The 18129-nt window shown below is 69.7% G+C and carries 15 protein-coding genes and 3 tRNA genes; 3 read left to right on the top strand and 15 right to left on the bottom strand.

The genetic code is table 11. The features are described from left to right. Nucleotides 1-2 precede the first annotated feature (2 nt). The 4 genes from rpmG to EPO13_03770 form a co-directional block, all read right to left on the bottom strand. Complete coding sequence (gene rpmG / locus EPO13_03755) at nucleotides 3-170, bottom strand: 50S ribosomal protein L33 (GenBank protein TAK70101.1); 168 nt, start codon at nucleotides 168-170, stop codon at nucleotides 3-5. A 69-nt stretch (nucleotides 171-239) separates the two neighbouring features. Then, nucleotides 240-315 (bottom strand) — tRNA-Met (locus EPO13_03760). 35 nt (nucleotides 316-350) lie between these two features. Then, nucleotides 351-423, bottom strand: a tRNA-Thr gene (locus EPO13_03765). Between the two features lie 192 nt (nucleotides 424-615). Further along, nucleotides 616-697: transfer RNA gene (locus tag EPO13_03770), tRNA-Tyr, on the bottom strand. A 203-nt stretch (nucleotides 698-900) separates the two neighbouring features. Between EPO13_03770 and EPO13_03775 the strand changes: the two genes are divergently transcribed. From EPO13_03775 to EPO13_03785, 3 genes are all read left to right on the top strand, one after another. Beyond that, a complete protein-coding gene (locus tag EPO13_03775; GenBank protein ID TAK70102.1) occupies nucleotides 901-1392 on the top strand; it encodes a YajQ family cyclic di-GMP-binding protein in 492 nt (163 codons plus the stop codon). 78 nt (nucleotides 1393-1470) lie between these two features. After that, a complete protein-coding gene (locus tag EPO13_03780; GenBank protein ID TAK70103.1) occupies nucleotides 1471-3333 on the top strand; it encodes a 2-oxoacid:acceptor oxidoreductase subunit alpha in 1863 nt (620 codons plus the stop codon). Further along, on the top strand, nucleotides 3334-4398 hold the full coding sequence (locus tag EPO13_03785) for a 2-oxoacid:ferredoxin oxidoreductase subunit beta (protein ID TAK70104.1): 1065 nt from the start codon (nucleotides 3334-3336) through the stop codon (nucleotides 4396-4398). It abuts the gene before it with no gap. A gap of 115 nt (nucleotides 4399-4513) precedes the next feature. Here the strand turns inward: EPO13_03785 and EPO13_03790 are convergent, their stop codons facing one another. The 11 genes from EPO13_03790 to nuoE form a co-directional block, all read right to left on the bottom strand. Continuing rightward, nucleotides 4514-5533 (bottom strand): polyprenyl synthetase family protein, encoded by a 1020-nt coding sequence (locus tag EPO13_03790; GenBank protein ID TAK70105.1) that lies wholly within the window; start codon nucleotides 5531-5533, stop codon nucleotides 4514-4516. A 23-nt stretch (nucleotides 5534-5556) separates the two neighbouring features. Next, complete coding sequence (nuoN, locus tag EPO13_03795; protein TAK70443.1) at nucleotides 5557-7119, bottom strand: NADH-quinone oxidoreductase subunit NuoN; 1563 nt, start codon at nucleotides 7117-7119, stop codon at nucleotides 5557-5559. Then, the gene (locus tag EPO13_03800) at nucleotides 7119-8663 is read right to left on the bottom strand and encodes an NADH-quinone oxidoreductase subunit M (GenBank protein ID TAK70106.1); all 1545 of its coding nucleotides are present in this window, start codon (nucleotides 8661-8663) and stop codon (nucleotides 7119-7121) included. Before EPO13_03800 ends, nuoN begins: the two co-directional genes overlap by 1 nt. Beyond that, nucleotides 8660-10522, bottom strand: coding sequence for an NADH-quinone oxidoreductase subunit L (locus EPO13_03805; GenBank protein ID TAK70444.1), 1863 nt, complete (start codon nucleotides 10520-10522; stop codon nucleotides 8660-8662). Before EPO13_03805 ends, EPO13_03800 begins: the two co-directional genes overlap by 4 nt. A 108-nt stretch (nucleotides 10523-10630) precedes the next feature. Further along, nucleotides 10631-10930: an NADH-quinone oxidoreductase subunit NuoK gene (nuoK, locus tag EPO13_03810; GenBank protein TAK70107.1), complete on the bottom strand. Its 300-nt coding sequence runs from the start codon at nucleotides 10928-10930 to the stop codon at nucleotides 10631-10633. Further along, a complete protein-coding gene (locus EPO13_03815; protein ID TAK70108.1) occupies nucleotides 10927-11763 on the bottom strand; it encodes an NADH-quinone oxidoreductase subunit J in 837 nt (278 codons plus the stop codon). The genes nuoK and EPO13_03815 overlap by 4 nt, the downstream gene beginning before the upstream one ends. Next, a complete protein-coding gene (gene nuoI / locus EPO13_03820) occupies nucleotides 11760-12353 on the bottom strand; it encodes an NADH-quinone oxidoreductase subunit NuoI (protein TAK70109.1) in 594 nt (197 codons plus the stop codon). The genes EPO13_03815 and nuoI overlap by 4 nt, the downstream gene beginning before the upstream one ends. Beyond that, nucleotides 12346-13659 (bottom strand): NADH-quinone oxidoreductase subunit NuoH, encoded by a 1314-nt coding sequence (nuoH, locus tag EPO13_03825; GenBank protein ID TAK70110.1) that lies wholly within the window; start codon nucleotides 13657-13659, stop codon nucleotides 12346-12348. The genes nuoI and nuoH overlap by 8 nt, the downstream gene beginning before the upstream one ends. Beyond that, nucleotides 13656-16133 (bottom strand): NADH-quinone oxidoreductase subunit G, encoded by a 2478-nt coding sequence (locus EPO13_03830; protein TAK70111.1) that lies wholly within the window; start codon nucleotides 16131-16133, stop codon nucleotides 13656-13658. Before EPO13_03830 ends, nuoH begins: the two co-directional genes overlap by 4 nt. Continuing rightward, entirely contained in the window at nucleotides 16130-17434 is a 1305-nt protein-coding gene (gene nuoF, locus EPO13_03835) for an NADH oxidoreductase (quinone) subunit F (protein TAK70112.1), read from the bottom strand. The genes EPO13_03830 and nuoF overlap by 4 nt, the downstream gene beginning before the upstream one ends. 1 nt (nucleotide 17435) lies before the next feature. Continuing rightward, the gene (gene nuoE, locus EPO13_03840; GenBank protein ID TAK70113.1) at nucleotides 17436-18128 is read right to left on the bottom strand and encodes an NADH-quinone oxidoreductase subunit NuoE; all 693 of its coding nucleotides are present in this window, start codon (nucleotides 18126-18128) and stop codon (nucleotides 17436-17438) included. Between the last annotated feature and the right edge of the window lies 1 nt (nucleotide 18129).

The raw sequence follows: 18129 nt of genomic DNA on the forward strand, positions 1-18129 counted from the left end.
CCTCAGCGCGTCTCCTTGTGGAGGGTGTGCTGGTTGCAGTTCGGGCAGTGCTTGCGCATCTCGAGCCGGTCGGGGTCGTTGCGCCGGTTCTTCTTGGTGATGTAGTTGCGGTGCTTGCAGTCCTGGCAGGCAAGCGTGATCTTCGGACGGACGTCGGTCGCCTTGGCCACGGCGATACCTCTCTGCTGTTCGCTGCTTGATGCTGGTCGCTGCTGGATGGTGCCGGTCGTGCCGGGTGGTGGAGTAGCGGAGGCCGGATTTGAACCGGCGACACAGCGATTATGAGCCGCTTGCTCTGCCTGGCTGAGCTACTCCGCCCTACGCCCGGTGCCGACGGCCCCGGGCACGCGAGCCCCAATACGGAATCGAACCGTAGACCTTCTCCTTACCATGGAGACGCTCTGCCGACTGAGCTATTGGGGCATGCCGGGGCGCAAGGTTACACGGCGATCAGACCGGGCTCGACCTCGATCTGGCGCCCGGCGGCTGCGGGCACCAGGCATCCGGTCGCCGGGCGGGGCGGCCTCGTCACCACCGGCCCGCGCCGCGATCCCACCGAACCGGGACCGGCCCCGGCCTGCACGTACGCAGGCCAGGGGCCGTTCGTCCGGCGTGTGGCAGGTGAAGGATTCGAACCTTCGAAGGCAAAGCCGACGGATTTACAGTCCGCTCCCATTGGCCGCTCGGGCAACCTGCCGTGACCGCAAGCGAGGCGAGGATACACAGCGCCCAGCGCGGGGAGCCGCCCGCAGCCGGGGGTTCCCGGGTCGGGCAGGATGGCGCGCGCAGCGGGCGCTGGCATCGCGGCGTTGCCCCCGTGTCGCCACCGACGCCCCGGCCGAGGATCGTCCGTACCGACGGGACGAGGTCCCGCACCAGAGGTGACCCAGGAGGGCCCACATGGCCGACAGCAGCTTCGACATCGTCTCGAAGGTCGACCGGCAGGAAGTCGACAACGCCCTGAACCAGGCCGCCAAGGAACTGGCCCAGCGGTTCGATTTCAAGGGAACGGGCGCGGCGATCGAGTGGAACGGCGAACTCGCGGTGACTCTGCGCGCCGGCACCGCCGATCGGGTCGCGGCCGCGCTGGACGTCTTCAAGGACAAGCTCGTACGCCGCGGCATCAGTCTCAAAGCGCTCGACGCCGGGGAGCCGAAGGCGTCCGGCCGGGAGTACCGCATCGACGCCACGTTGACCGCGGGGATCAACCAGGAGCAGGCGAAGAAGCTCGGGAAACTGATCCGAGACGGTGCGCCGAAAGGCGTCCGTACCCAGGTGATGGGGGAAGAACTGCGGGTCACCAGCAAGAGCCGCGACGACCTGCAGGCCGTGATCGCCCTGGTGAACGAGGCCGACCTGGACTTCCCGGTTCAGTTCACCAACCGGCGCTGAGAAGGACCGATCGACTGCCGGCCCGTCGGCCGGGCGGTGGACGGACAGCCTGAGAGGTAGGCGTAGGATGACCGACTCGTGACGAAGAACATAGTCCAGCTCGATGAGGTCATCATCCGGTTCGCCGGTGACTCCGGCGACGGCATGCAGCTGACCGGAGATCGCTTCACCTCGTCGACGGCGATCCTCGGCAACGACCTGTCGACACTGCCGGACTTCCCGGCCGAGATCCGGGCGCCAACGGGCACCCTTCCGGGCGTCTCGGCCTTCCAGTTGCACTTCGCCGATCACGACATCATGACGCCCGGCGACGCGCCGAACGTCCTGGTGGCGATGAACCCGGCCGCTCTCAAGGCGAACCTCGCCGACGTCCCGCGCGGCGCCGACCTCATCATCAACACCGACGAGTTCACCAAGCGCAACCTCGCCAAGGTCGGCTACCTCACCGACCCGCTCGAGGACGGGTCGCTGGAGTCCTGGTCGCTGCACCTGATCCCGCTCACCTCGCTCACCGTCGAGGCGCTCAAGGACTTCGACGTATCGAAGAAGGACGCCGAGCGGGCCAAGAACATGTTCGCCCTGGGCCTGCTGTCGTGGCTGTACAACCGGCCGCCGGAGAGCACGCTGGCGTTCCTGCAGGAGAAGTTCGGCCGCAAGCCGGAGATCCTCGCCGCCAACATCGCCGCCTTCCAGGCCGGCTGGTCGTACGGCGAGACCACCGAGGACTTCGCCGTCCAGTACGAGGTGAAGCCGGCGATCATGCCGGCAGGCACCTACCGCAACATCTCCGGCAACCTGGCGCTGGCGTACGGACTGGTCGCCGCGGCGGTCCGCTCGTCACTGCCGATGTTCCTGGGCACGTACCCGATCACGCCGGCCAGCGACATCCTGCACGAGCTGAGCAAGCACAAGAAGTTCGGCATCACGACGTTCCAGGCCGAGGACGAGATCGCCGGCGTCGGTGCGGCGATCGGCGCGGCGTACGGCGGCGCCCTGGCGGTGACCACCACGTCGGGCCCCGGCGTCGCCCTCAAGAGCGAGGCGATCGGGTTGGCCGTCGCCCTCGAACTGCCGCTGGTGATCGTCGACGTGCAGCGCGGCGGCCCGTCGACCGGCCTGCCCACCAAGACCGAGCAGTCCGACCTGTTGCAGGCGATGTTCGGCCGCAACGGGGAGGCGCCGGTGCCGATCGTCGCGCCCCGGTCGCCGGCCGACTGTTTCGACGCCGCGATCGAGGCCTGCCGGATCGCCACGACCTACCGCACGCCGGTGTTCCTGCTGTCCGACGGCTACTTGGCCAACGGTTCCGAGCCCTGGCAGGTCCCCGACGTCGCCACGCTGCCCGATCTCACCGTCGAGTTCGCCACCGAGCCCAACCACACGACCGCCGACGGCACCGAAGTCTTCTGGCCGTTCAAGCGTGACCCGCAGACCCTCGCGCGGCCGTGGGCAGTCCCGGGCACTCCCGGTCTGGAGCACCGCATCGGCGGGCTGGAGAAGGCCGACGGCTCCGGCAACATCTCGTACGACCCGGCCAACCACGACCTCATGGTCCGGACCCGGGCGGCGAAGGTCGACGGGATCGCCGCCGACATCGGTGGGCTGGAGGTCGAGGACCCGAACGGCGGCGCCGAGGTGCTGGTGCTCGGGTGGGGGTCGACGTACGGCCCGATCGGCGCGGCCTGCCGGCTGGTGCGGGCCAAGGGCCTCAAGGTCGCCCAGGCACATCTGCGCAACCTCAACCCCTTCCCCGCCGACACCGGCGACGTGCTCGCGCGCTACCGGCGGGTGATCGTGCCGGAGATGAACCTCGGTCAGCTCGCCCTGCTGATCCGCGGTCGGTACCTCGTGGACGCCCTGCCGTACAACTCCGTGCGCGGTATGCCGTTCAAGTCCGACGAACTCGCCGATGTCATCGAGAACGTCCTGAAGGAGCTCTAGATGAGTACCGAGACCGTCGACCTCGGGATCCCAGCGCTGCGCGACGTCCCCAAGACCGACGCCAAGCAGTCCGCGAAGGACTTCAAAACCGACCAGGAGGTTCGCTGGTGCCCGGGCTGCGGGGACTACGCGATCCTCGCGGGCGTGCAGTCGTTCCTGCCGGAGCTGGGACTGCGCAAGGAGAACATCGTCTTCGTCTCCGGCATCGGCTGCTCGTCCCGGTTCCCGTACTACATGAACACCTACGGGATGCATTCGATCCACGGCCGGGCACCGGCGATCGCGACCGGCCTGTCGGTATCGCGGGCCGATCTGTCGGTCTGGGTCGTCACCGGTGACGGCGACGCCCTGTCGATCGGCGGCAACCACCTGATCCATGCGCTGCGCCGCAACGTCAATCTCAAGATCCTGCTGTTCAACAACCGGATCTACGGGCTGACGAAGGGCCAGTACTCGCCGACCTCGGAAGCCGGCAAGATCACCAAGTCGACCCCGATGGGGTCCGTCGACCACCCGTTCAACCCGGTGTCGCTGGCGCTGGGAGCCGAGGCCAGCTTCGTCGCGCGGACCATCGACTCCGACCGCAAGCACCTGACCGACACGCTGCGCGCCGCAGCGCTGCACGAGGGAACGGCCCTGGTCGAGATCTACCAGAACTGCAACATCTTCAACGACGGCGCGTGGGATCCGTTGAAGGACAGCGACACCCGCGACGACGCACTGCTGCGCCTGGTCCATGGCGAGCCGCTGCGCCTCGGTGCGCAGGGCGAGCGCGGCGTGGTCCGCGACGACCGTGGCCGGCTCGCGGTGGTCGACGTCGCCGAGGTGGGCGAGGACGCCCTGCTGGTCCACGACGCGCACGACCCGGACCCGTCGCAGGCGTTCGCGCTGTCACGCCTGTCGAACCCGGACACGCTGGCCGACACCCCGATCGGGGTCTTCCGTGACGTGAGCCGGCCGGTGTACGACCGCGGCGTGCGCGAGCAGCTCGCGACCGCACAGGCCGGCGGCCGGGGCGACCTGCAGTCCCTGCTGTACGGCAAGGACACCTGGACGATCGCCTGAGTCAGCCGGCTCCGTCGTCGGCGATCCGGTGCGCCACCCGACATCATGGCAACGGCACCGCGGCGAACACCGTCTCGACGGTGCCGGCTCGCACCGGGCGAGGTGTGCCGGATCGTCAGGCGGTGCGGGTGACGACGTAGTCGCAGAGCAATTCCAGCGCCGCCCGCGCCGGTACGTCGGGCAACGCCGTCAAGGTGGCGCGCGCGTCGGCGGCCCACTGCCCGGCGATCTGCCGTGCCTGCGCGAGCGCCGGATGCGAACGCAACAGCGCCAGCGCTTCGGTGTGCTCCGCCTCGTCGACCAACGGGCGCGACAGCAGGTCCCGCAGACGCTCGTCGGCGACGGCTGTCGAACCCTGCACCAGCAGACCGGTCAGCGTCGGGATGCCCTCCCGGAGGTCGGTGCCGGCCACCTTGCCCGATTGCGCCACCTCGCCGGCGATGTCGACCAGGTCGTCGCTGAGCTGGAAGGCCACCCCGATCCGCTCGCCGAAGCGGGTCAGCGTCTCGGTCGTGGCGGCATCGGCGCCGGACAGCATGGCGCCGAACCGGCCGGAGGTCGCGATCAGCGAGCCGGTCTTGTCCGCCAGGACCTGCAGATGGTGGTCCACCGGATCGACGCCGGGCGCGGGGCCGACGGTCTCGCGGATCTGGCCGGTGCACAGCCGCTCGAACGTCTTCGCCTGCACCCGAACGGCTTCCGGCCCGAGGTCGGCGAGGATGTCCGACGCCCGCGCGAACAGGAAGTCGCCGGTGAGGATGGCGACGGTGTTGTCCCACCGGGCGTTCGCCGACGGCGCCCCGCGTCGCAGCGGCGCCTCGTCCATCACGTCGTCGTGGTAGAGGGTGGCCAGGTGGGTCAGCTCGACGACGACCGCCGCCGGGATCACACCGGGTGCGGCCGGGTCGCCGAAGCAGGACGCCAGCAGGACCAGCAGCGGCCGGAAACGCTTGCCGCCGGCGTCGACGAGGTGCCGTGAGGTCTCGGTGACGAACGGGTAGTCGCTGGCCACGGCGGCGCGCAGCGCCTCCTCGACCCGGACGAGCTGCTCGCTCAGCTCGGCCACCAGCGCCGGGTCGGCGGCGGCCAACCCGGCGGGCACGGTCGCCCCGCGCGGCGCCTCGGCGGTCGTCATGGGGTTCAGGGTACGGGCGGGTCTCAGCGCACGAACACGTCGGCGCGCTGCACCAGGTCCAGCACCGGCTGCGGCGCGATGCCCAGGACCACGGTCACGGCCACCCCCGCCGCCAGCGCCGTCGAGGTGAACAGGCTGGGCACCACGACGCGGGGGCCGTCGGCGGGCGGTTCGGAGAAGAACATCAGCACGATGACGCGGACGTAGAAGAACGCCGCGACGGCACTGGCGAGGACCGCGACGATCACCAGCGGCGTCGCACCGCCCTCGACCGCGGCCGAGAACACCGCGAACTTGCCGATGAAGCCACTGGTGAGCGGGATTCCCGCGAGCGCCAGCAGGAACACCGCGAACGCCGTGGCGACCAGCGGTGACCGCTTGCCCAGCCCCGCCCACTGCGACAGGTGGGTCGCCTCGCCCGTGCCGTCCCGGACCAGCGAGACCACCGCGAACGCGCCGATCGTGGTGAAGCCGTAGGCCAGCAGGTAGAACTCCGTGCCCGCGAGCCCGGACTGGTTGGTCGCGATCACGCCCAGCAGCAGGAAGCCGGCGTGTGCCACCGACGAGTACGCGAGCATCCGCTTGATGTCGCTCTGCGTCAGCGCGACGACCGAGCCGATGACCATGGTGAGGATCGCGATGATCCACATCATCGGCCGCCAGTCCCACTGCAGACCGCCGAGGGCGACGTACATGACCCGCAGCAGCGCGCCGAATGCCGCGACCTTCACGCAGGTCGACATGAAGCCGGTGATCGCGGTCGGCGCGCCCTGGTAGACGTCCGGCGTCCACTGGTGGAACGGCGCGGCGGACACCTTGAACAGCAGCCCGACGCTCAGCAGCGCGACGCCGGCGATGAGCAGCCCGGACTCTCCCGGCTTGGCTGCCAGCGCGTCGGCGATGCCGCCCAGATCGATGGTCCCCGCGAAGCCGTAGACCAGGGCGGATCCGTAGAGGAAGAACGCCGAGCTGAACGCACCGAGGACGAAGTACTTCATCGCCGCTTCCTGCGACAGCAGCCGGCGCCGGCGAGCCAGGCCGACCAGCAGGTACAGCGGCAGGGACATGACCTCCAGCGCCACGAACATGGTCAGCAGGTCGCTGGCGGCAGGGAAGACCAGCATCCCGCCGACGGAGAACAGGAACAGCGGCCAGACCTCGGTCTGCAGCCAGCCGAGCCGGGTGAACTCCCGCTCGTCCTGCGACCCCGGCAGCGCGGAGGCGCGGGGAGTGAAGGCGTCACCGGCCGGATCCACCTTGCGCTCGGCGATCAGCAGGGCAGCGCAGAAGGCCAGCACGAGAATCGTGCCCTGCATGAACAGCGTGGGCCCGTCGACCGCGACCGAACCCTCCGCGGTCAGCTCGTTGGTCCCCGCCGTACGGATCACGAAGACGAACGCCACGACGAGGGCCGCCAGCGCCAGCACCAGCTGGACCGACCGGCGGGCCCGTCGCGGGACGAAGGCCTCGACCAGCACCGCGAGTACGGCGGCACCGAGGACGACGAGGATCGGCGCCAGCGCGGCGTACTCGATGGTGGGTGCGGTGAACGGCCGCGGCGCCTCCGCGGCGGCCAGCAGCGCGATCACGGCGCGTTCCCTTCGGCCACAGGAGCGACAGCAGGCGGCGGATCAGTGGCACCGACCTGCTCCATGGTGCGTTCGACGGCCGGATTCACCACGTCCAGCACGGGCTTCGGGAACACCCCGAGCGCGATGATGATCGCGATCACCGGCGCGATGGCGACGACCTCGCGGGTGCGCAGGTCGGTCACCTTCTCCACCCCCGGCCGCACCGGGCCGGTCATGGTGCGCTGGTACAGCAACAGGATGTACAGCGCGGCCAGGATGATCCCGACCGTCGCCACCGCCCCCACCCAGGGGTATCGCGCGAAGGTGCCGACCAGGACCAGGAACTCGCTGACGAAACTCGACAACCCGGGCAGGGCCAGCGAGGACAACCCGGCGACCAGGAACAGCCCGGCCAGGATGGGCGCGACCGTCGAAACGCCGCCGTAGTCGGCGACGAGGTTCGAGCCCCGGCGCGAGATCAGGAATCCGCCGATGAGGAACAACGCGGCGGTGGAGAAGCCGTGGTTGACCATGTACAGCGTCGAACCGCTCTGCCCCTGTGTGGTGAACACGAAGATGCCGAGCGTGATGAAGCCGAAGTGCGAGATCGAGGTGTAGGCGATGAGCCGCTTGATGTCGCTCTGCCCGATGGCCACCAAGGCGCCGTAGATGATGCCCACCAGGCACATCGCGATGATCACCGGCGCGTAGAAGTCCGACGCCGCGGGGAAGATCGGCAGGCAGTACCGCAGCATGCCGAAGGTGCCGACCTTGTCCAGCACGCCCACCAGCAGGACCGCGGAGCCCGGAGTCGATGCGGCGGCGGCGTCGGGCAGCCAGGTGTGGAACGGCCACAACGGCGCCTTCACCGCGAAGGCGAAGAAGAAGCCGAGGAATAGCAGCTTCTGGGTGTTCGGGTCCATGGACAGGTTCGTCAGGGCGACGAAGTCGAACGTGCCGGTCCCCAGTTCCTGCCCGGAGACCACGTACAGGCCGATCAGCGAGGCGAGCATGAGCAGGCCGCCGAGCAGGCTGTAGAGCAGGAACTTCACCGCGGCGTACGACCGCTGGGCCCCGCCGTACCGCCCGATCAGGAAGTACATCGGGATCAGCATGGCTTCGAAGAACACGTAGAACAGGAAGACGTCGGTCGAGGCGAAGACCCCGATCATCATCGTCTCGAGGACCAGCAGCAGCGCGAAATAGCCCTTGACGCTGCCGGATCCGGCGGAGTGCTCGACGTCGTGCCAGCCCGCCAGGATCACCACCGGGACGAGCACGGCTGCCAACGCGATGAGCACCAAGGCGATGCCGTCGACGCCGAGGGAGTACGAGATCCCGAACGCCGGAATCCAGTTGTGCTGCTCGACGAGCTGGAACGGTTCGGTCGACGAGCCGTCGAAGGCCAGCGCGGCACCGACGGTGAGCGCGAGCACGACCAGCGAGACGGCGAACGCCAGTTGCTTGGCCAGCGCGTCGCGGCCCTTCGGCAGGGCGGCGACGGCCACGGCACCGACCAGCGGCACCGCTCCCATCACGGTGAGCCACGGGAAGCTCATGAGATCCTCACGATCGCGAGCGCGAGCAGCAGCACCAGCGCGCCGCCGACCATCGACAGGGCGTACGAGCGGGCGAAACCGGTCTGGACCCGCCGCAGCCGTCCCGAGCTACCGCCGATCACCGCCGCGAAACCGTTGACCGCCCCGTCGATCACGCGGTTGTCGAACCACACCAGGAACCGGGTGAGGTACTGCCCGGGCCGCATGAACAGCGACTCGTTGACCGCGTCGCCGTAGAGGTCCTGGCGGGCCGCGACGGTCACCGGGGACACCGCGATCGGCGCGGTGACCGGCACGGCCTGCGCGGCGTACTGCCGCCACGCCAACGCGGCACCGGCGAGCACCAGCAGCAGCGTCAACGGGATCGTCAGCCAGGTCGGCGGGCCGCCGGTCGCTTCCTGGTAGCCGGTGACCGGCTCCAGCCAGGTCTCGATGTTGGCGACGAACAGCAGGAACATGCCGCCGAACACCGAACCGAACGCCAGCACGATCATCGGCGACGTCATCACCGACGGCGACTCGTGCGGGTGGACGCCGTCGTCCCAGCGCGCCTTGCCGAAGAAGGTCATCGCCATGATGCGGGTCATGTAGTAGCCGGTCACGCCGGCAGCCAGCATCGCGCAGAGCCCGACGAACCAATTCTGCGAGAACGCGACGTGGATGATCTCGTCCTTCGACCAGAAGCCGGCGAACGGCGGGATGCCGATGATCGCCAGATACCCCAGCCCGAAGGTGGCGAAGGTGAGGATCATCATCGCGCGCAGCGCGCCGTACCGCCGCATGTTCACGTTGTCGTTCATGCCGTGCATGACCGAACCGGCACCGAGGAACAGGCCGGCCTTGAACATGCCGTGGGTCAGCAGATGGAAGATGGCGAAGACGTAGCCGACCGGGCCGAGGCCGGCGGCCAGCACCATGTAGCCGATCTGGCTCATCGTCGAACCGGCCAGCGCCTTCTTGATGTCGTCCTTCGCGCAACCGATGACCGCACCCATGATCATGGTGATCGTGCCGACCGCCACCACGGTGGTCCGGGCGCCCTGGCTCAGGTCGAACAGTGCCGAACTGCGGACGATCAGGTACACCCCGGCGGTGACCATCGTCGCGGCGTGGATCAGCGCCGACACCGGAGTCGGGCCTTCCATCGCGTCCAGCAGCCACGACTGCAACGGGAACTGCGCCGACTTGCCGCACGCGGCCAGCAGCAGGGCCAGGCCGATGAGGGTGACCGTGGTCCCGTCGGCCTCTCCGGCCGCGGCGAAGACCCCCGGGAACGTGACGGACCCGAACGTCACGAACATGAGCATGATCGCGATCGACAGCCCGAGGTCGCCGACCCGGTTCACCACGAACGCCTTCTTCGCCGCCGTCGCCGCGCTCGGCTTGTACTGCCAGAAGCCGATCAGCAGGTACGACGCCAGCCCGACGCCCTCCCACCCGACGTACAGCAGCAGGTAGTTGCCGGCCAGGACCAGCAGCAGCATCGCGGCGACGAAGAGGTTGAGGTACGCGAAGAACTTCCGCCGATCGGGATCGTGGCTCATGTATCCCACGGCGTACAGGTGGATGAGCGACCCGACACCGGTGATGAGCAGGACGAAGACGATCGACAACTGGTCCAGCTGCAGGGAGACCGGCGCGGTGAAGCTGCCGGCGAACACCCAGTCGAACAGGTGCTGGTCGATCGTGCGGTCCTCCGCGCCGCGCCCCATCAGCCCCGCCAGCAGGACCAGGCCGAGGACGAACGAGACAGCCACAGTGGCGATCGCCAGGTAGTGGCCCCAGCGGTTGGTCCGGCGCCCCCCCAGCAGCAACACGGTGGCGCCGAGCAGCGGCAGCCCGATCAGCACCCAGGTCAACGAGAAGACGCCCGAAGCAGCGCTGGCGGCCTCGGCCGTCTCGGTGAGGACGGCGGCGCCGGTGGCCGTGATCAATGGTCCTCCGTCGGATTCGCAGTCATGGCTGCGTCAGTACTTCAGCAGGTTGGGCTCGTCGACCGAGGCCGACCGGCGGGTACGGAAGATCGTCATGATGATGGCGAGGCCCACCACGACTTCGGCGGCCGCCACGACCATGACGAAGAACGCGATCACCTGGCCCTGCAGGTTGCCCTGGGTACGGGCGAACGCCACGAAGGCGAGGTTCGCGGCGTTGAGCATGAGCTCGACGCACATGAACACGACGATGGCGTTGCGCCGGACCAGCACTCCGATGGCGCCGATGGTGAACAGGATCGCGGACAGCACGATGTAGTTGGCGGGGTTCATGAGCGCTCCGTCTCCCCGGGTCCGGCCGGATCGGGCGCAGCGACAACGGGTTCACCGGCAGCCAGTTGCTCGGTCTCCCGTACGGCGTCGGCGTCGACGGCACGCAGGTCGCCGCGGGCCCGCAACGGGACCGGCACCGACAGCGGCGAGGTCGTGCGGTCCGGCAGCAGTGCCGGGGTGTCCACCGCGTTGTGCCGCGCGTACACCCCGGGGTTGGGCAGCGCGCCCGGGTGCTCGCCGGAGCGGAACCGGGCCTCGGCCAGCTGGCGCTGGGTCTTCTTCGGCGCCCAGCGCTCGCGGTGCGCCAGCACCACGGCGCCGAGCGCTGCGGTGATCAGCAGCGCGGAGGTGAGTTCGAACGCGAACAGATAGTCGGTGAACAGCAACCGGGCGATGCCCTGGACGTTGCCGCCGTCGGCCGCGTTCGCCTCCTCCAGCCCGACCGACGTCATCCCCGTCAGCGCGCTACCGATCCCGGCCACCACGAGGATCCCGAGGCCGAGCCCCGCCACGATGGCGGCCAGGCGCTGACCGCGGATCGTCTCGACCAGCGAATCCGAGGTGTCCACGCCGACGATCATGAGAACGAACAGGAACAGCATCATGACGGCGCCGGTGTAGACGATGATCTGGACCAGGCCGAGGAACGGCGCCTCGTTGGCCACGTACAGGATCGCCAGGTTGATCATGGTGAGGGCGACGAACAGCGCGGAGTGCACCGTTTTGCGCGACAGGACCAGTCCCAGCGCGCCGGTCACCGCCAGGATGGCGCACACCCAGAAGGTGGCGGTCTCGCCGGTGTTGCCTGAGGTCGCAGCGGCCAGGAGGTTCACCGGCCGGCCTCGGTGGCCGTCACGGTGTCGGCCTGCTCGGCGACTGCCGCTGCCTCGGCGACCTGCGCGGGCGTCGCGGCGGTGACCTTGCCCTGGTAGTAGTCCGTCTCCGACGTCCCGGCCACCATCGCGTGCGGCGGGGCGACCATGCCCGGCAGCAGCGGGGCCAGCAGATCGCCCTTCTCGTAGATGAGTTTGGCGCGGCTGTCGTCGGCGAGTTCGTACTCATTGCTCATCGTCAGCGCCCGGGTGGGGCACGCCTCGATGCACAGCCCGCACAGGATGCAGCGCAGGTAATTGATCTGGTAGACGCGGCCGTACCGCTCGCCGGGCGAGAACCGGCCGCCGTCGGTGTTGTCGGCGCCTTCGACGTAGATCGCGTCAGCCGGACACGCCCAGGCGCACAGCTCGCAGCCGACGCACTTCTCCAGCCCGTCCGGGTGACGGTTCAGTTGGTGGCGACCGTGGAACCGGGGCTTGGGCGGGAACACGTCCCGCTCCTCGGGGTACTGCTCGGTCACGACCTTCTTGAACATCGTCCGGAACGTCACGCCGAAGCCCCGGACCATCGGGGGCAGCAGGTCAGCCACCGTGCTCCTCCTCGTCGTGGTCGGTCCCCGCCGGCGCCGCCGCCACCGTCACCGGCGGCCGGGCACGCCGGCTCACCGGGACCTGCTGGCCGGGCATCGGCGGGACAGGGTAGCCGCCTGCCATGGGATCGAACGGGGCGCGGGCCGCCAGCTCCGCCTGACGTGCCGCACGTTCGCTACGGCGATCCAGCAGCAGCGAGACGGCGTACAGCACGACCACGACCGCGATCAGCGCGATGGCCGCCAGGATGACGAACTGCCGGGTGTCCCATTCGTATTCGTTGCGCAGCGCGCGGGCCGTGGCGATGAGCAGCACCCACACGATCGCGGCGGGGATGAGCAGCTTCCAGCCGAACTGCATGAACTGGTCGTAGCGCAGCCGCGGCAACGTGCCGCGCAACCAGATGAAGCCGAAGATGAACAGCAACACCTTGACGAGGAACCACAACAACGGCCACCAGCCGGTGTTGAAGCCCTCGTACAGCGACAGCGGCCACGGCGCCCGCCAGCCGCCGAGGAACAGCGTCGTGGCCAGCGCGGAGACGGTGACCATGTTGATGTACTCGGCAAGGAAGAACAGCGCGAACTTCAGCGACGAGTACTCGGTGTGGAAGCCCCCGACCAGTTCCCCTTCGGCCTCCGGAAGGTCGAAGGGCGCCCGGTTGGTCTCCCCCACCATCGACGTGACGTAGATCAGGAACGACGGCAACAGGATCACCGCGTACCAGGTCGGCTGCTGGGCGGCAACGATCTCCGAGGTCGACATCGAGTTCGCGTAAAGGAATACCGCGACGAACGACAGGCCCATCGCGATCTCGTACGAGATCATCTGCGCGCTGGACCGCAGCCCGCCGAGCAGCGGGTACGTCGAACCGGATGCCCACCCGGACAACACGATGCCGTAGATCCCGATCGAGGCGACCGCGAGCACGTACAGCACCGACTGGGGGAAGTCGGTCAGTTGCAACGGCGTGACCGTGCCGAAGATCGACACCTCGGGGCCGAGCGGGATCACCGCGAAGGCAAGGAACGCCGTGGTCGCCGAGATGACCGGTGCGAGCCAGTAGACCGCCAGGTGCGCCGTGCGCGGGACGATCTCTTCCTTTAGGGCGAGTTTGATCCCGTCCATGAGGGATTGCAGCAACCCGAACGGGCCCACCCGGTTCGGGCCGATCCGGTGCTGCATCCGGGCCACGACCTTGCGTTCCCACCAGATGGTGAACAGCGTCAGCAGCACCAGCAGGACGAAGATCCCCAGAACCTTGAGGATGACCAACCACCACGGGTCGATCCCGAAAAGGCTCACGCCTGTCCCCTCCGCCCGAGCCGGACCACGCTGCCGTGGCCGGCGGCCAAGGTCGCCCGCACGGTCGAGGAGGGCGAGTTCTCCGGCAGCCACACCACCCGGTCAGGCATCTCGGTCACCACCAGGGGTACCTCGATGTCGCCGGTATCGGTGGCGACGACGACGGTGTCGCCGTCGGCCACACCGACCTCGGCCGCCGTCGCTGCGGACAACCGGGCGACCGCAGGTCGCCGGGTCGCCGCCAGGAACGGCTCGTCGTCCTGCAACCGGCCCAGGTCCAGCAGCTGCGCCCAGGTCGACAGAACCGCCTGTCCGGCAACCGGTTGCGGCGACGGGACCGGTACGGCGGCCGGCTCCGGCGCCCGAGGACCGCTCCAGGCGCCGAGTGCATCGACCTCGGTACGAAGCGACCCGAGGTCGCCTCGTCCCATCGGGCGGTCCATGGCCTCGGCGAGCATCGCGAGCACCCGGGCATCGGTGAAGGCAGCGGAGTCGCGCATCACCTTGCCGAAGGGCCGGACCCGGCCCTCGTGGTTGACGAACGTGCCGGCCTTCTCGGTCACGACAGCCACCGGCAGCACGACGTCCGCCCGGTCGGTGACCGCGGTGTTGCGGGTTTCCAGGCTGACCAGGAACGGCGCCGCGTCCAGCGCCGCGAGCAGCGCCGCCGGGTCCGGGTCGTCCGCCGGTTCGAGACCGGCGACCAGCAGCGCCTGCACCGCGGCCGGCAGCGGCTTGCCGTCCTCGTCGAGATCGGTAGCGAGGGCCGCGGCCACGATCGCGGTGGCGTCGCGACCCGGCGTGGTGGGCAGTTCGTCGGCCTGCACACCCCACGCGGCCGCCACCTCGGTCCGGCCGCGCTCGTCGGTCAGCGGGCGGCCGCCGGGCAGCAGACCCGGCAGCAGCCCGGCATCCACCGCGCCGCGTTCGCCGGCACGCCGGGGGATCCACGACCACGCCGCACCGGTCGCCCGGGTCAGCGCGACCAGCGCGGTGAGCGCGCCGGGCGCCTCCGCCAACCGCGGGCCGGCCAGGATCACCGCGCCCGGCTCCCGCAGTGCCGTGGCCAACGCGGCCACGGCGCCGTCGGGCGTCCCGTGCTCGCCGGCGAGGGCGGTCAGCACCGTCGCCTCCTGCCCGGGGACGGTCGGCAACAGGGTGCCGGCCGCCTTGTGCAGGCCGCGAGAGGCGTACGGCGCTATCGAGAACACCCGCTGGCTGCGGTCACGGGCAGCCCGCCGTAGCCGCAGGAAGACCGACGGCGATTCGTCCTCCGGGTCGAGCCCGACCAGCAGCACGGTGGCCGCCGCGGAGATGTCCGAGAACGTGACACCGAGGCCACGACCGGCGACCTGCCCGGCCAGGAAGTCGGCCTCCTCGGCCGACCGCGCCCGAGACCGGAAGTCCACGTCGTCGGTGCCGAGCACGGCACGGGCGAACCTGCTGTAGGCGTAGGAGTCCTCGAGCGTGAGCCGCCCGCCGGTCAGCACGCCGACCCGGCGACCGGCCGCCGCCAAACCGCGAGCGGCGGCATCGATCGCCTCGGGCCACGACGCGACCCGCAACTCGCCGTCCTCACGGATCATCGGCCGGGTGATCCGGTCGTCATCGAGGTAGGCGAACGCGAACCGGCCCTTGTCGCAGTTCCACTCCTCGTTGACCTCCGGGGTGTCCCAGGCGAGGCGGCGCAGGACCGAACCACGCCGTTCGTCGGTCCGCAGGCCGCAACCGCCGGCGCAGTGCTCGCACACCGTCGGGGTGGACACCAGGTCGAACGGCCGGGAACGGAAGCGGTACCGCGCACTGGTGAGCGCGCCGACCGGGCAGATCTGCACGGTGTTGCCCGAGAAGTACGAGTTGAACGGCGTATCCGGGGAGATGCCGACCTGCTGCCGGGCGCCGCGCTCCAGCAACTCGATGAACGGATCGCCGGCGATCTGCTCGGCGAATCGGGTGCACCGGGCGCAGGACACGCAGCGCTCGCGGTCGAGCAGCACCTGGGCGCTGATGTTGATGGGCTTGGGGAAGGTCCGCTTGGCACCGTCGAACCGGCTCTGCGCGCGGCCGTTGCTCATCGCCTGGTTCTGCAGCGGGCACTCGCCGCCCTTGTCGCAGATCGGACAGTCCAGCGGGTGGTTGATGAGCAGGAACTCCATGACGCCGCGTTGCGCGGCGTCGGCCACCTCGGAACTGACCTGCGTCTTGACCTGCATCCCGTCGGACACCGTGATCGCGCACGCCGGCTGCGGTTTGGGCTGCCCGACGATCTCCACCAGGCACATCCGGCACGCCGCGACCGGGTCCAGCAACGGGTGGTCGCAGAAGCGCGGCACCTGGACGCCGACCAGTTCGGCGGCGCGGATGACGAGCGTGCCCTTGGGGACGCTCAGGGCGACACCGTCGACCGACACCGTCACCAGGTCGGCCGGCGGTTCGGCGGGTACGCCCGCGGGGGCGTTGGTCGTGACGGTCATCGGCTCGCGGCTCCGGCGAAGACGGTGGCGGCAACGGGGTCGAACAGCTCGTCGGCTGCGGTGTGAGTTCCGGCCAGGAACTCGTCGCGGAAGAACTTCATGGCCGCCGGGTACGGCGTGGCCGCCGCATCGCCGAGGGCGCAGAACGACCGGCCGGCGATCTGGCCGCACAGCTCGGCGACGGTGTCGAGCTCGGCCTCGGTACCCCGGCCGTGCTCGAAACGTTCGAGCAGGTCGGTGATCCAGTACGTGCCTTCCCGGCACGGCGTGCACTTGCCACAGGATTCGTGCTTGTAGAACTCAAGCCAGCGGGTGACCGCCTTGACGACGCTCACCGTCTGGTCGAACACCATCGGGGTCGCGGTGCCCAGCATGGTCCCGGCGGCGGCCATGTCCTCGTACGTCATGGGCAGGTCGAGGTGTTCGGCGGTCAGCATCGGCACGCTGGAGCCGCCGGGCAGCCAGAACTTCACCTCGCCGCCATCGCGCATCCCGCCGGCGTGCTCGAGCAGTTCCCGCATCGTGATGCCCAGCGGCGCCTCGTAGATGCCCGGGTTCACCACGTGACCGGAGACCGCGAACAGTTTGAAGCCCGGCGACTTCTCCGTGCCGAAGGACCGGAACCAGTCCGCGCCGCCGCGCACGATGTACGGGATGTTGGCGATGGTCTCGACGTTGTTGATGACCGTCGGGCCGCCGTACAGGCCCGCGACGGCGGGGAACGGCGGCTTGAGCCGCGGCTGGCCGCGCCGGCCCTCCAGCGAGTCCAGCAGCGCGGTCTCCTCACCGCAGATGTACGCGCCGGCGCCGGCGTGCACGACGATGTCCAGGTCGAAGCCGCTGCCGAGGATGTCGTTGCCGACGAAACCCGCGGCCCGGGCCTCGGCGACCGCGGCACGTACCCGGCGGATCGGGTGCGGCACCTCGCCGCGGATGTAGATGAACGCGTGGTTGGCCCGGATCGCGTACGACGCCAGGATCACGCCTTCCACCAGCGCGTGCGGGTTCGCGAGCATCAGCGGGATGTCCTTGCACGCCCCCGGCTCGGACTCGTCGGCGTTCACCACGAGGTAGTGGGGCCGGCCGTCGCCCTGCGGGACGAAACTCCACTTCATGCCCGTGGGGAAGCCGGCGCCGCCGCGCCCGCGCAACCCGGTGTCCTTCACCAGGTTGATCAACGCGTCGGGGCCGCCGGCGAAGGCTGTCGCGAGCGCGTCGTAACCGCCGTGCCGGCGGTAGCCGGCCAGCGTCGCGGCGTCGGCGTCGTCCCAGTGCGCGGTCAGGACTGGAGTCAGCGGCATCTCAGGAACCTTCCGCCGACGTGGCCGGGGCTGCCGTACTGGACTGGCCCGGCATCGCCGGTGCGCTCTGGCCCAACGCTTTCGCGCGTCGCAGACCGGCAAGCATGAGGTCGTCGGCGGCACCGCCGGCCGCGGCCAGACCGTCGTCGTCGAACCCGGCCAGGGTGCGCTCGGTGGCGACGAAGTCCCGAATGGCCGGCCCGCGGGTCGACTGCACCTGCTCGCCGCGGGCGAGCCGGTCGACGACGTCGAGCGCGTCGCTGACGGTCACCCGGTCGACGAACTCCCAGTCCACCGTCATGACCGGAGCGTGGGTACACGCGGCCTGACATTCGATGTGCTCGAGGGTGAAGCTGCCGTCGGCGGTCGACTCGTCGTGCCCGATGCCGAGCCGGTCGGACAGCGCGCGGTAGACGTCGTCGCCGCCGAGCAGGCCGCACAAAGTATTCGTACACACCCCGATGTGGTGCGTGCCGACCGGACGCCGCTTGTACATCGTGTAGAAGGTCGCCACCGCAGCCACTTCCGCGGTGGTGAGCCCCATCACCTCGGCGCACAGCGCGATGCCGGCGGCGGACACGACGCCCTCGTCCGCCTGGACCAGATGCAGCAACGGCAGCAACGCCGAGCGGCTCTGCGGGTAGCGCGCCGCGATCGCCGCCGCCTGGGTCCGCGTCGTCTCGGTCAGCGCCATA

Source organism: Actinomycetota bacterium (assembly GCA_004297305.1).
Taxonomy (GTDB): Bacteria; Actinomycetota; Actinomycetes; order S36-B12; family FW305-bin1; genus FW305-bin1.

Coding starts and splice junctions, on each gene's coding strand:
- EPO13_03830 (TAK70111.1), bottom strand. CDS start 16,133: ATGACCGTCACGACCAACGCCCCCGCGGGCGTACCCGCCGAACCGCCG.
- nuoF (TAK70112.1), bottom strand. CDS start 17,434: ATGCCGCTGACTCCAGTCCTGACCGCGCACTGGGACGACGCCGACGCC.
- EPO13_03775 (TAK70102.1), top strand. CDS start 901: ATGGCCGACAGCAGCTTCGACATCGTCTCGAAGGTCGACCGGCAGGAA.
- EPO13_03790 (TAK70105.1), bottom strand. CDS start 5,533: ATGACGACCGCCGAGGCGCCGCGCGGGGCGACCGTGCCCGCCGGGTTG.
- nuoE (TAK70113.1), bottom strand. CDS start 18,128: ATGGCGCTGACCGAGACGACGCGGACCCAGGCGGCGGCGATCGCGGCG.
- EPO13_03800 (TAK70106.1), bottom strand. CDS start 8,663: ATGAGCTTCCCGTGGCTCACCGTGATGGGAGCGGTGCCGCTGGTCGGT.
- EPO13_03785 (TAK70104.1), top strand. CDS start 3,334: ATGAGTACCGAGACCGTCGACCTCGGGATCCCAGCGCTGCGCGACGTC.
- nuoK (TAK70107.1), bottom strand. CDS start 10,930: ATGAACCCCGCCAACTACATCGTGCTGTCCGCGATCCTGTTCACCATC.